Source organism: Mesobacillus sp. (assembly GCF_049588175.1).
Classification (GTDB): Bacteria; Bacillota; Bacilli; order Bacillales; family Cytobacillaceae; genus Mesobacillus.
Genome location: NZ_JBAVFI010000569.1, coordinates 1 through 13,824, shown reverse-complemented (window position 1 = coordinate 13,824; position 13,824 = coordinate 1). Strand labels below are relative to the sequence as shown.

Below are 13,824 nucleotides of genomic sequence, written 5' to 3'. Positions count from 1 at the left end.
GCTATGGATGGGGTTGAACCTGTCCGGATACTAGAAGGGCAAATCCTCGTGGATGAAGGGCAATTAATCAGCAGGGATATTTTTAAGAAACTTCAGCTTGTGGGGCTGCTGGAAAGTGAAAATTCATACAAACCATTTATCGGCCTTGCCATGATTGTTTCGCTCATTTTGTTTGCGCTTTATTTTATATTTAATGAGATGGAAAACGCTGATAAAAAACAAAAGTATCTTTTGATTTTCAGTATTATATTCATCACATCGATCCTTCTCATGAAATTAGTAAGCATTTTCGAGGAATTTGAATACTCGGAGGTCGGTTACATTTTTCCGGCGGCGATGGGTGCCATGCTGATTAAAATATTGATTAATGAACGCTTGGCCCTTTTTCAAATTGTCGTATTGGCGATTTCGGGCACAATTATTTTCAATGAGGGCATAACCGGGACTTTGAACATAACAGTTGGAATCTATATTCTTGCTAGTGGGCTGGCAGCTATTTTGTTTTTACAGAAACAAAATCAGCGCTCGAAAATTCTCCAGGCAGGATTATTTGTATCTGTTGTCAATTTAATCATCATCGTCTCAATCATTTTTCTCAGGAACAGCCAATACTCCGGGATGGAATATGGCTTTTACTTGATCGCAGCCTTCCTGTCTGGAATTACATCAGCTGTATTAACAATCGGCCTATTGCCGTTTTTCGAAGCCGGATTCGGCATTCTGTCCACCTTGAGAATGATTGAGCTTTCCAATCCAAACCATCCGCTTTTAAGGAAAATCCTTACCGAAGCACCAGGTACTTACCATCACAGCGTCATGGTTGCAAACCTTTCGGAAGCAGCCTGTGAGGCGATCGGGGCAAATGGGCTTCTGGCAAGGGTGGGATGTTATTACCATGATATCGGAAAAACAAAGAGACCTCAGTTTTTTATTGAGAACCAAATAAACATGGATAATCCACATGATAAACTGCCGGCATTAACAAGCAAAAACATTATAATTGCCCATGCCACCGATGGTGCGGAGATGCTCCGCAATTATCGGATGCCAAAAGAAATTATTGATATTGCTGAACAGCATCATGGAACAACTTTGTTAAAATTCTTTTACCACAAAGCAAAACAAAATGGGCATGATGTAAAAGAAGAGGATTTTAGATATCCGGGACCCAAGCCGCAAACAAAGGAGTCTGCTGTTATAGGGATTGCAGATAGTGTAGAAGCTGCTGTCCGGTCGCTTGCGCATCCTACCCATGAGCAAATTGAGACGCTTGTACGAAATATTATTGCTGACAGGCTTCAAGATGGGCAGCTGGGTGAGTGTGACATAACGCTGAAAGAACTTGATACGGTTGCTGATACATTGTGTGAAACGCTCAAGGGAATTTTCCATTCAAGGATTGAATATCCAGAAATGAATAAACAGAAGGTGAAGCAAGCATGAAACTAGAAATTGATTTTTTAGATGAAATAAATGAATTGGCACAGCAAGAGATTGAAGAAATTGAAAAATTGCTGAATTTTGCTGCTGGCAAAGAGAATATTCAAGCAGGAAGTGAGCTTTCCGTAACATTTGTCTCGAATGAACGTATTCAGGAGATCAACAGGGAATATCGTGATAAAGACCAGCCGACCGATGTTATCTCCTTTGCTTTGGAGGAGATGGGAGAAGGGGAGATTGAGGTAGTAGGGGCAGATATGCCTCGGGTTTTAGGGGATATCATTATATCTGTTCCTAGAACCAGAGAGCAGGCAGAAGAATATAATCATTCCTTCATGAGGGAGCTCGGTTTTCTCGCTGTCCATGGATTCCTTCATCTGTTAGGGTATGATCATATGAACGAGCAGGACGAGAAAAAGATGTTTGACAGACAAAAAGAAATTCTCGATGGTTATGGGCTTGCACGCTAATAAACGGAAAAAGCATAGTTTGGTTTCTTCGTTCCGGTTTGGGTTTATAGGAATTGCTTCAGCGGCTTCAAAAGAACGGAATATGCAGATTCATATTTGCATTTCTGTTCTCGTCGTATTAGCAGGATTCGCATTCTCTATTACTAAAGCAGAATGGATCACAATACTGCTCGCGATCGGCGGAATGATTGCTTTGGAGATGTTGAATACCGCTGTTGAACGGACTGTCGATTTGTACACAAAAGAGTTTCACCCACTTGCGAAGCAGGCAAAAGATATATCTGCCGGAGCTGTCCTGTTCTTTGCAATCATAAGTGTGGTCATTGGATTGATCATCTTTCTGCCCAGGATTTTAGCAATAGTTCCTTTATAGTTGTCCTGCATAGGGCAACTTTTTCTTTTAGTTTTCTGATACTGTGTAAGCAAATGTTTCAATGAATTTGAAAACAGACTAAAACTTAAGTAAAATGACATAACAGTCTATAAAAACTGCGAGTTAGTTTTTAGAAAATTTAAAATTTTATATTTCAATTTTGCTACAAACGATGAAATCTCAGTTGAAATAGGTTAAAATTAAGTGGAGAAGGGAATTACAAAATGAATTTTAGCAATCAAAGCAATCAATCTCACAAATCTGGGTTTATCTCAATTATTGGCAGGCCGAATGTCGGTAAATCTACATTCCTTAATAGGGTAATTGGCCAAAAAATCGCTATTATGAGTGATAAGCCGCAAACGACACGAAACAAGGTTCAGGGCGTTCTTACTCTTGAAGATTCACAGTTGATTTTCATTGATACTCCAGGAATCCATAAGCCTAAGCATCGTCTGGGAGATTTCATGATGAAGGTGGCTCAAAATACTTTAAAAGAAGTCGACCTTATACTATTCATGGTCAATGCCCAGGAGGGATACGGGCGCGGAGAGGAATTTATCATTGAAAAACTGCAAAACGTTAAAACTCCAGTGTTCCTGGTCATTAATAAAATTGACTTAATTCATCCCGATAAACTTTTGGAATTAATCGTTTCCTATAAGGAAAAATTCAACTTTGCTGAAATTGTTCCTATCTCTGCACTCGAAGGCAACAACATTGAAAAGCTGCTGGAGCAAATCAAGGAAAAAATGCCTGAAGGGCCACAGTTTTATCCGGCAGATCAGGTAACGGACCATCCTGAACGGTTCATTGTTTCAGAATTAATCAGAGAAAAAGCACTGCATCTGACCAGAGAAGAAATTCCCCATTCAACGGCTGTAGTCATTGAAAAAATGGAACGGCAGCCTGAAAAAGATATGGTTCATGTCATGGCAACCATTATTGTCGAACGGGATTCTCAAAAAGGCATTATAATCGGCAAGCAGGGGAGCATGCTTAAGGAAATTGGCAAAAGGGCACGTCTGGATATTGAGAACCTGCTTGGATCCAAGGTATTTCTTGAGTTATGGGTAAAGGTCCAGAAAGATTGGAGAAATAAAGCTTCACACTTGCGTGATTATGGTTTCCGAGAAGATGAGTATTAAGCCTGCTTGGCAAATGCTCCATCATTAACATATTAATGATTATTGAAATTTATACACGATCTCGATTTACAATTTTTTCGTAACATGAAAATCTGATTGACAGGCTATGATATTCATAAGGATTTGGGACAAAATTGCTAGTGAAAAATTGAAAGGTGGGGTTTTCGATGTTGGATTTTACCTGGAAGGTCTTTTCGCAAACAGGTAATATTGACACTTATCTTCTCTTTAAGGAATTAGAGAAGGACAATCAAGAAATACCCGGTTATCAGGAGGAAGAACTAGCAGAAATTGATTTTCCAATCTCATAGGTTTGTCTGTAGTAATGGATGGTGACCGCTGATGCTGCAGAAATGTGAAGGCATCGTCATTAGAACAACAGATTATGGCGAAACAAACAAAATTGTAACTTTATATACGAGGGAATTTGGGAAAGTTGGAGTGATGGCAAGAGGTGCAAAAAAGCCTAATAGCAGGCTTACTGCCGTCACCCAGCTTTTTACGTATGGACAGTACCTATTCCAGGCAAGCACTGGGCTTGGCGGCCTGCAGCAGGGTGAAATGATTTCATCTATGAGAGCGATTCGTGAGGACATCTTCCTGACAGCACATGCTAGCTACATTGTAGATTTGACTGATAAAGTTACCGAGGATCGAAAATCAAACCCGTTTTTATTTGAACTTTTGCTCCAGACGCTTAATTATATGAATGAAGGTTATGACCTTGAAATCCTGACTAATATTTATGAAATGAAAATGCTGAATGTCCAGGGTCTGTATCCGATTTTAGACAGATGTGCCAATTGTGGCAGTACTGAAGGAGAATTTCATTTTTCCATCAAGGAAGGCGGCTTGATTTGCCATCGCTGCTTTGAACGAGATCCTTACCGGTTTAAAATAGCGCCTGGTACGGTAAAGCTGCTCCGATTATTTTATCTGCTTGACTTGAACCGACTCGGAAATATTTCAGTCAAGCCAGAAACAAAAGCAGAGCTCAAAAAGGTCATTTCTGCCTATTATGATGAGTATTCTGGTCTTTACTTAAAAACGAGAAAATTCCTTGACCAGATGGATTCATTTAGGGACATGCTATAACTATTGACATCATTACTTGTTTTCGATATTATTCAAATTAAATTACATATGTTGCAGAGAAGGAAAAGAGTACTTAATCGTTCTGTATTAGCGAGTCCGGGTTTGGTGTGAGCCGGATTACAGAAAATTAAGGAAGGCATTCTGGAGCGACATTTTCTTAAAGAGGCTGCTTATTGGCAGCAAATAGGGTGGAACCGCGGGTAACTCTCGTCCCTATGCATGAATTATGTGCATAGGAGGCGGGAGTTTTTTATTTTTAGGCTGTGTTAGTGTTTATGTGGTTATTGTTGATTTTTTAGTGTCAGTTGATTGGGGCGGAAATCAATATTCTAGTTAACAAAGCAATTTATATAAAAGCTATTTAATCATTCGGAGGTGTTCAGATGAATATTCAAAATATGATCCTTACATTGCAAAAACACTGGTCTGAAAAGGGCTGCATCCTTATGCAGGCCTATGATGTCGAAAAGGGTGCCGGAACGATGAGCCCTTATACATTCCTGAGAGCGATTGGACCTGAGCCGTGGAATGTGGCGTATGTTGAACCATCCCGCCGACCTGCTGACGGGCGTTATGGGGAGAACCCGAACAGGCTTTATCAGCATCACCAATTCCAGGTAATCATGAAGCCTTCTCCTGACAACATCCAGGAAATCTATCTTGAATCACTGAAGGCATTAGGAATTGATCCTCTTGAACACGATATTCGTTTTGTTGAGGATAACTGGGAGAATCCGTCCCTTGGCTGTGCTGGCCTAGGATGGGAAGTCTGGCTTGATGGTATGGAAATTACCCAGTTCACTTACTTCCAGCAAGTAGGAGGATTAGATTGTAAACCAGTTTCGGTTGAAATCACTTACGGGATTGAGAGACTTGCATCATACATCCAGGATAAAGAAAATGTATTTGATTTAGAGTGGACAAATGGTTTTACCGTAAGGGATATTTTCGGTCAGCCAGAGTATGAACATTCAAAATATACCTTTGAGACTTCAGATCAGGATATGCTGTTCAATCTTTTTAATATTTATGAAAAGGAAGCCCATCGACAAATGGAAGTTGGACTTGTGCATCCAGCGTATGACTATGTCCTGAAATGCTCGCATGTTTTTAATATCCTTGATGCACGCGGTGCTATTTCAGTAACCGAAAGAACGGGCTATATCGCTCGCTGCCGGAACTTGGCCAAAAAAGTGGCGAAAACGTTCTATGACGAAAGAGAAAAACTAGGTTTCCCAATCATTAAACGGAAGGAGCAGGTAGAAAATGACTAAGCGCAATCTTTTACTTGAAATTGGATTAGAAGAAATGCCTGCAAGATTTATTACTGATTCCATCGACCAGCTTGCTTCCAAAGTTGAGAACTGGCTAACAAACAATAATATTGGATTTGAAAGCATTAACTTATACTCAACTCCACGCAGGCTGGCTGTCCTTGTCATGAATGTAGATGAACGCCAGGAAGACAGCGTGGAGGAAGCAAAGGGTCCTGCCAGGAAAATTGCGCTTTCTGAAACAGGCGAGTGGTCAAAAGCAGCAATGGGCTTTACACGCGGCCAGGGTATGACGGTTGAAGATATTTTCTTCAAAGAAATCAATGGTGTTGAGTATGCCCATGTCAGCAAATTCATAAAAGGTCAGGAAACCTCCGCATTGCTTGTTGAATTACAAGCAATCATCACTAGCATGTCTTTCCCGAAGAATATGCGCTGGGCAGATTTAGACATGCGATACGTAAGACCAATAAAATGGCTGGTAGCGATGTTCGGCAGCGATGTAATTCCATTTGAAATAGCAGGCGTTCAAACAGGGAAAGTTACGAGAGGTCATCGTTTCCTAGGAGAAGATGAAGTAACGATATCAAGCCCTGAAGAATATGAAGAAACATTACTTGGACAATATGTGGTCGCTGATGCACAAAAGCGCAAGGATGCCATCCTTTCACAACTTGAAAAAATCGAGGAAGAAAACAGCTGGAAAATTCCTGTTGATGAAGACTTGCTCGAAGAGGTTAATAATTTGGTTGAATATCCGACTGCCTTATACGGCCGTTTTGAGGAAGAATTCCTGGAAATCCCAAGTGAAGTACTTATTACTTCAATGAAGGAGCATCAGCGCTATTTCCCGGTTAAATCCGCTGAAGGAGAATTGCTTCCTCATTTTGTAACCGTTAGGAATGGCGATCACCTTCATATCGAAAAAGTAGCACGGGGCAATGAAAAGGTTCTTAGGGCTAGACTGGCTGATGCTGCATTTTTCTATAAAGAAGATCAAAAACTGCAAATCGACACTGCTTTGGATAAGCTTAAGAATATTGTATATCACGAAGAAATCGGTACGATTGCAGAGAAGGCAGAACGTGTCCGTAAGTTAGTCAATTTAGTTGCAGATAGACTGGAATTTGCACCTGAAGTAATTAAGGCAGCTGATAGGGCTGCACAAATCAGTAAATTCGATTTAGTATCACAAATGGTATATGAGTTTCCAGAACTGCAGGGGATTATGGGAGAGAAATACGCTCTTCAAAAAGGTGAAAGCCCTGAGGTAGCTGTTGCGATCAATGAACACTATATGCCAAGGAATGCAGAAGATTCTGTACCAGGATCACCTGCTGGGGCTTTAGTGGCAATTGCTGATAAACTTGATACGATCATCTCTTTCTTTGCACTTGGGATTATTCCTAGCGGCTCTCAGGATCCGTATGCATTAAGAAGGCAGACAACAGGAATTGTCCAGACATTAAATGAAAAACGATGGTCGATCTCAGTTGAAAACCTTGTTGGACTTTCCTTGAATTTAATTTCTGAATCAGGAATCGCAAAACGGTCTGAAGAAGAAGTCTACCATGGACTTATCCAATTCTTTAAACTTCGTGTAAAGCATTTACTGCAGGAGCGCGCAATTCGTTATGATATCATCGATGCGGTTCTAGGCGGTGAAATCGGAACAGTTTCTGAATTAGTTCAGAAAGCTGATGCATTGCAGTCAGCAAGCTCTGACGAAGGATTTAAGGAGAGCATGGAGGCATTAAGCAGGGTCCTTAATATCGCCAGCAAAAAAGAAGTGCTGGGAGACATCAACCCAGAGTTGTTTGAGAATGAGCATGAAAAAAATCTCTATGATAAATATCTTGAGCTTGGCAGAAAGACGGAAAATGGTGTAGATGCTTCCGCGTATTATCAGCTGCTTGTTTCATTAAAGCCAGAAATCAATCAATATTTTGATAATACGATGGTTATGTCTGATCATGAGGACATTAGGGAAAACCGATTGAATCAGATGGCTGCATTGGCAGTTCTGATCATGAAGCTTGCCAAAGTCAACGATATTCTTGTGAAGTAATAATCGAAGTGCCTTCCAGCTTAAGGAAGGCACTTTGAAAATTACAGCTGTCACATCTTTACTCTATTCTCAAGAATAACAAAATACTTACTTTCTATTTGGATTGAGTAGGATATAATAATTTTATGACGAGGTTTCTCTTATAAATTCAAATAAGAGTATTGAATTGAATTGTGGAAGTGAGCTTTGTGGTCATGTTTACTTTTGGTGTGCTGGGAATCCGATATCCTAAAAACCATAAAAGCGAATAATATCAACTTTACATAAAATTGCGGCTAATTAGCCAAATACTTCCGTTAGGTGGTGAGGACAATCGAACTGAATAAACGCCAGGAACAGATCCTGCAAATCGTCAAGGATAATGGGCCTATCACAGGTGAACATATTGCCGACAGGTTGAATCTGACAAGGGCGACATTAAGGCCGGACCTTGCCATCCTGACAATGTCAGGCTATTTGGACGCCAGGCCGCGTGTTGGCTATTTTTACACAGGCAAAACAGGTAATCAGCTCCTTTCTGAGAACCTTAAGAAAATCCTTGTTAGAGAATATCAGTCGATTCCGATTGTAGTGCCTGAAAACGTTTCGGTTTATGATGCAATTTGTACAATGTTTCTTGAGGATGTTGGGACATTGTTTGTTGTTGATAAAGCTTCGAAGCTAGTAGGTGTTCTTTCTCGTAAAGATTTATTGAGGGCAAGCATTGGCAAACAAGAGCTGACTACCTTGCCAGTAAATATCATTATGACAAGGATGCCGAACATAACTGTTTGCCGCAGGGACGACCTGCTTATTGATGCAGCAAAGGAATTGATTGAAAAGCAAATTGACGCTCTTCCAATCATTAAAGATACCGATGATGGATATGAACTTGTCGGCAGATTGACGAAGACGAACATTACGAAGGCTTTTGTAGCCTTGGCAGAGGAATAAGAAGCAAATATTGAAGGGGCTGGATACAAAAATGAAAAAAACGCCAATAATTTATGTGGTTTCTGACTCTGTCGGCGAGACAGCTGAGCTCGTCACGAAGGCTGCTATCAGCCAATTTGAACATGCAGATATCTCTTTAAAAAGATATCCTTATGTTGAGGATAAAGAACATATTGATGAAGTTGTCTCCCTTGCTAAGCTCGACGGCGGTATGATTGCTTTTACTTTAGTAAAGCCGGAAATAAGTGAGTATCTGTTGGAGGCCTCTGTAAAAGAAGGAGTATATGCATGTGACCTAATTGGCCCATTGATGCAGCAAATTCAGCTCCTTAGTGGGGAAACTCCATTATATGAACCAGGATTGGTCAGGAAACTAGATGAAGATTACTTCAAAAAGGTTGAAGCAATTGAATTTGCCGTGAAATATGACGATGGACGTGACCCAAGGGGAATCTTGAAGGCGGATATTGTTCTTGTTGGTGTATCAAGGACTTCAAAAACACCTTTATCACAATATCTTGCACATAAGAGATATAAAGTGGCAAACGTGCCGATTGTCCCTGAAGTGGATCCGCCCGAGGAGTTATTCCTTGTTCCAAAGGAAAAATGTTTTGGTTTGAGGATTTCCCCGGATAAGCTTAACCAGATCCGAAGAGAGCGATTGATATCACTTGGCCTAAATGACAAAGCTATTTATGCAAATATCGAGCGGATCAAAGAAGAAATAGAATTTTTCGATGGTCTGGTTGAAAAAATCGGCTGTCCTGTCATTGATGTGACAAATAAGGCAGTTGAAGAAACGGCTAATGTAATTCTGAACATGGTCCGGAACAAAAAGATGGACGCTTAGCACATATAGATTTGCGTATGTGCTTTTCTTTTTGAATGATTACGGACTTTTAAATAGGTTGTTGTGTTAAATGGATAGTTCGAAATCAACTTATTTAAAGCAACAAAGTTTACGAAAACATCATTTACATATTATGTGAATTATTTCAATGTGAGGTTATAGATGTAAATAGTCTTAAACCCCAAGAAAAAATAATGGAAAAATAACCTTTCTTATACTATAATAAAAAATTGTGATAAAAATGTTTCTGTTTAGGTTTAGACTTGACAGATTACGAATAAACTATTTATTATCAGTTGTCAAGATATTGACCATGAAAAAATTCGACAAAATTCCCTTTTTAAAAAATATAGTCCCTAAGAAGGAAAATCCGGAGTGATGTAGAATTAATACTAGTGAAATCAACAGCCAGACTCTTTTTGTTGATGCAGATTCATGCCCGGTTATAAAAGAAATTGTCGAAATTGCTTCGGAATTTTCAATCGAAGTAATCTATGTTGCTTCTTATGCCCATATGAAGAATGATCTTCAAGGGCAAAACTGGGTATTTGTCGATTCATATAAAGAGGCTGCAGACCTTTATTTAATGAATCACGTTAAGAAAGGTGATTTTGCAGTGACGCAGGACATCGGTCTTGCCTCTACCCTTCTTGCGAAAGGGGTTTATGCCATCTCTCCAAGGGGAAACTTATTTGAAGAAAAAGGAATACAAACTGCGCTTGAATTAAGGCATCTTTCAGCTAAGGCAAGAAGGCGTGGATTATACGGAAAAGGGCCAAAACCTTTTACCGAAAGAGACAGAGAAAAATTTATAAAGGAATTGAGCATGCTTTTGTCGAATTTTAAGATATGTTCAAGGAATCACAACTAATGGGGTCATGCATATGGCAGAGAGGATTGCCGAGGAAAAAGTAAATGAAATCCGGCAGGCGGTTGAAATAGTCGATGTCATAGGTGATTTTGTTCAGTTAAAAAAACAGGGCAGAAACTATTTTGGACTCTGTCCATTTCATGGGGAAAACTCTCCATCGTTTTCAGTCTCACCTGATAAGCAAATTTATCATTGCTTTGGTTGTGGCGCTGGTGGTAATGTATTTTCATTTTTAATGGAGATAGAAGGTATTTCCTTCCAGGAGGCCGTCTTAAAACTAGCAGAACAAGCGAATATCGAACTGCAGCTGGAGGGTCCCTTAACGAACAAAGGACCGCAATTGCCTGAAGGCTCTAAGCAGATGATTGAAGCTCACGAGCTATTGCGTAAATTTTATCATCATTTGCTGGTAAATACAAAAGAAGGTCAGGATGCTCTGGAATATCTTCTTAACCGGGGCTTCACCATGGAATCGATTGAACGGTTCCAGATTGGATATGCACTTCCCTCTTGGGATTTTGTATCTAAGCTGCTTGAAAAACGGGGATTTTCACTGGCATTAGTTGAAAAAGCAGGATTAGTCATACAAAGAGAAAAAGATGGTACCTACTTTGACAGGTTCAGGGACAGAATCATGTTTCCAATCGTGGACCATCAAGGGAATACGATTGCGTTTTCCGGGAGAACACTAGGGGGCGAAGAACCCAAATATTTAAATAGTCCCGAAACGCAGATCTTTAACAAGAGCAAAGTTTTGTATAATTTTCATCTTGCACGACCTTCAATCCGAAAGCAGCAGCAAGCCGTGCTTTTTGAAGGGTTTGCCGATGTCATTTCCGCTAATCGTGCCGGTGTTGAAAATGGCGTTGCAACGATGGGAACTTCGCTCACCGAAGAGCATATATCATTGTTGAAGAGGAATGTTCAAGCCGTTACGATTTGTTATGATTCGGACAAAGCTGGTATTGAAGCAGCCTACAGGGCTTCCAATATGCTATCCAAGGCAGGGTTTGCGATAAAAGTCGCACTTATGCCAGATGGCATGGACCCCGACGATTTCATAAAGGTCCACGGCGTGGAAAAATTCAAAAATGAAATAATTGGGTCGAGCGCCACCTTGATGGCATTTAAATTAATATATTATCGAAGAGGGAAAAACCTTCAGCATGAAGGAGATCGCCTTCAATATATCGAAGAAGTACTTAAAGAAATTAGTGCATTAGATAAAGCCGTTGAGAAAGATTTGTATTTAAGGCAGATTGCCAATGAGTTTTCGCTTTCGCTAGAAGCACTTGTGCAACAGCAGAACCAATTGGTGCAGGCAAGGAACCAAAAGAAACCACCGACTAAAGGGCAAGCCCAGCCAGAAAACAAGCCAGTGGCGTTCAGCCGCAAAGCAGAGCTGAAACCTGCATACCATACTGCTGAAAGGCGTCTAATATCTCACATGATGAGAAGTGCCGATATTGCCTATAAGGTACAGGATATGCTTCAAGGAAACACACTGAACATTGATGAACATCAGGCTATTATTACTTATTTATTTGCATACTATGAAAAAGGACATGACCCTGATCCAAGTGCGTTCTTAAATTACCTTCAGGATAATAAGCTAAAAAGGGTCGTTGCTGATATCGAGATGATGCCTCTGAACGAGGAAATCAGTGATCAGGAATTATCTGATTATATCAAGCAAGTGTTGAATTATCAAAAAATGTTAAAAATAAAGGAAAAATTGGCAGAACAAAAACAGGCAGAACGACAAAGTGACTTCTTGCGTGCAGCGTCTATCGCTGCAGAAATCATTAGTTTGCGCAAGACTCTATAAATCCCGATGCTGATTGTTTTTGATTTTTGGAAGGAGGGGGACAAATGGCTGAAAAGTCGGCCCGTTCTAAAGAGGTCACAGAAAATGAAGTGACAGTGGAACAAGTTAAAGACCAGTTAACTGCACTGGGTAAAAAAACAGGCGTCCTTGCTTATGATGATATTGCTGAAAGGCTCTCAAGTTTTGAACTTGATTCAGACCAGATGGATGAATTCTATGAGTTCCTTGGAGAGCAGGGAGTTGAACTCGTTGGCGAAAGTGATGAATCAGAGGATCCAGATGTAAAGCAGCTTTCCAAAGGTGATGAAGAGTTCGATTTAAATGATCTTAGTGTCCCACCAGGAGTCAAAATCAATGACCCTGTAAGGATGTACCTAAAAGAAATCGGGCGTGTGGATCTTCTGTCTGGAGAAGAAGAAATCAACCTTGCAGAACGAATTGAAGAAGGCGACGAAGAGGCTAAAAGGCGTCTTGCTGAAGCAAACCTTCGACTTGTAGTAAGTATTGCTAAACGTTATGTCGGCCGTGGAATGCTATTTCTTGATTTAATCCAGGAAGGAAATATGGGTTTAATCAAGGCGGTTGAAAAATTTGATTACCGAAAGGGTTTCAAATTCAGTACTTATGCCACATGGTGGATTCGCCAGGCAATCACACGCGCTATCGCTGACCAGGCACGTACGATTAGGATTCCCGTTCATATGGTTGAAACAATCAATAAATTGATTCGTGTACAGAGACAGCTCCTTCAGGATTTAGGCCGCGAACCAACTCCTGAAGAAATTGGTGAAGATATGGATCTTACACCAGAAAAGGTAAGAGAAATTTTAAAGATTGCCCAGGAACCTGTTTCGCTTGAAACACCAATAGGTGAAGAGGACGATTCACACCTTGGGGATTTCATTGAAGACCAGGATGCAACCTCTCCTTCTGAACACGCTGCCTATGAATTATTAAAGGAACAGCTTGAAGATGTCCTTGATACGCTTACAGACCGTGAGGAAAACGTCTTAAGACTAAGATTCGGACTAGATGATGGCCGTACCCGCACACTTGAGGAAGTGGGCAAGGTATTTGGGGTTACGCGCGAACGTATCCGTCAAATTGAAGCCAAGGCACTTCGAAAGTTAAGACACCCGAGCCGAAGTAAACGTCTTAAAGACTTTTTAGAATAGGATTGCCAAGGAATAATTTACTTTTTAAAATAAAAGTAAATTATTCCTTTTTTATATATCATAAGTTGAACGCTGCTTAAATTTTTGGCTGTGGTAATAGGGAATGTAGATTTTTAGCACCTGTTGATTGGAGCGGAGTGCACTCGACTCCTCCGAAAATGCTAACGCATTTCCATCGTGCGTGGGCAGATTGGGAGGAAGCATATCCAAGTCCTGCGGGATTAGCGGCCAAGGTGAGACCCCCAGGAGCAAAGCGACGAGGAGGCTCACCTGACGCCCCGCGGAAAGCGAGTGCCTGG

Annotated in this window: 14 protein-coding genes and 1 other annotated feature; of the genes, 13 read left to right on the top strand and 1 reads right to left on the bottom strand. The window is 40.6% G+C overall.

The window, feature by feature from the left end:
• The 13 genes from WB217_RS13935 to rpoD all read left to right on the top strand — a co-directional run.
• On the top strand, positions 1–1,443 hold a 1,443-nt coding region (locus WB217_RS13935), incomplete at its 5' end, for an HD family phosphohydrolase (protein ID WP_423993821.1).
• Positions 1,440–1,910, top strand: coding sequence for an rRNA maturation RNase YbeY (gene ybeY / locus WB217_RS13930; protein ID WP_423993820.1), 471 nt, complete (start codon positions 1,440–1,442; stop codon positions 1,908–1,910). The genes WB217_RS13935 and ybeY, both read left to right, overlap by 4 nt.
• Entirely contained in the window at positions 1,888–2,283 is a 396-nt protein-coding gene (locus tag WB217_RS13925) for a diacylglycerol kinase family protein (protein ID WP_423993825.1), read from the top strand. The genes ybeY and WB217_RS13925 overlap by 23 nt, the downstream gene beginning before the upstream one ends.
• 224 nt (positions 2,284–2,507) lie before the next feature.
• Positions 2,508–3,431 carry a GTPase Era gene (gene era / locus WB217_RS13920; protein ID WP_423993818.1) on the top strand — a complete coding sequence of 308 codons (924 nt, stop codon included), beginning with the start codon at positions 2,508–2,510 and terminating at the stop codon, positions 3,429–3,431.
• Positions 3,432–3,598: 167 nt separating this feature from the next.
• Positions 3,599–3,742, top strand: coding sequence for a YqzL family protein (locus WB217_RS13915; protein ID WP_423993817.1), 144 nt, complete (start codon positions 3,599–3,601; stop codon positions 3,740–3,742).
• A 31-nt stretch (positions 3,743–3,773) separates the two neighbouring features.
• Positions 3,774–4,526 (top strand): DNA repair protein RecO, encoded by a 753-nt coding sequence (gene recO, locus WB217_RS13910; protein ID WP_423993816.1) that lies wholly within the window; start codon positions 3,774–3,776, stop codon positions 4,524–4,526.
• A gap of 47 nt (positions 4,527–4,573) precedes the next feature.
• Positions 4,574–4,744: a binding site (T-box leader), on the top strand.
• A 165-nt stretch (positions 4,745–4,909) separates the two neighbouring features.
• Entirely contained in the window at positions 4,910–5,800 is an 891-nt protein-coding gene (gene glyQ / locus WB217_RS13905; protein WP_423993815.1) for a glycine--tRNA ligase subunit alpha, read from the top strand.
• Complete coding sequence (gene glyS / locus WB217_RS13900; protein WP_423993813.1) at positions 5,793–7,868, top strand: glycine--tRNA ligase subunit beta; 2,076 nt, start codon at positions 5,793–5,795, stop codon at positions 7,866–7,868. Before glyQ ends, glyS begins: the two co-directional genes overlap by 8 nt.
• Positions 7,869–8,168: 300 nt before the next feature.
• Positions 8,169–8,801, top strand: a complete 633-nt coding sequence (locus WB217_RS13895) for a helix-turn-helix transcriptional regulator (protein ID WP_423993812.1) — start codon at positions 8,169–8,171, stop codon at positions 8,799–8,801.
• Positions 8,802–8,832: 31 nt separating this feature from the next.
• Positions 8,833–9,651 (top strand): pyruvate, water dikinase regulatory protein, encoded by an 819-nt coding sequence (locus WB217_RS13890; protein WP_423993811.1) that lies wholly within the window; start codon positions 8,833–8,835, stop codon positions 9,649–9,651.
• 400 nt (positions 9,652–10,051) lie between these two features.
• Complete coding sequence (locus WB217_RS13885; RefSeq protein WP_423993823.1) at positions 10,052–10,522, top strand: YaiI/YqxD family protein; 471 nt, start codon at positions 10,052–10,054, stop codon at positions 10,520–10,522.
• A 13-nt stretch (positions 10,523–10,535) separates the two neighbouring features.
• Positions 10,536–12,350 (top strand): DNA primase, encoded by a 1,815-nt coding sequence (dnaG, locus tag WB217_RS13880; protein WP_423993810.1) that lies wholly within the window; start codon positions 10,536–10,538, stop codon positions 12,348–12,350.
• A 44-nt stretch (positions 12,351–12,394) separates the two neighbouring features.
• Positions 12,395–13,525: an RNA polymerase sigma factor RpoD gene (gene rpoD, locus WB217_RS13875; protein WP_423993809.1), complete on the top strand. Its 1,131-nt coding sequence runs from the start codon at positions 12,395–12,397 to the stop codon at positions 13,523–13,525.
• A gap of 76 nt (positions 13,526–13,601) precedes the next feature.
• Here the strand turns inward: rpoD and WB217_RS13870 are convergent.
• The coding region (locus WB217_RS13870; protein ID WP_423993808.1) for a hypothetical protein at positions 13,602–13,824 on the bottom strand (223 nt) is incomplete at its 5' end.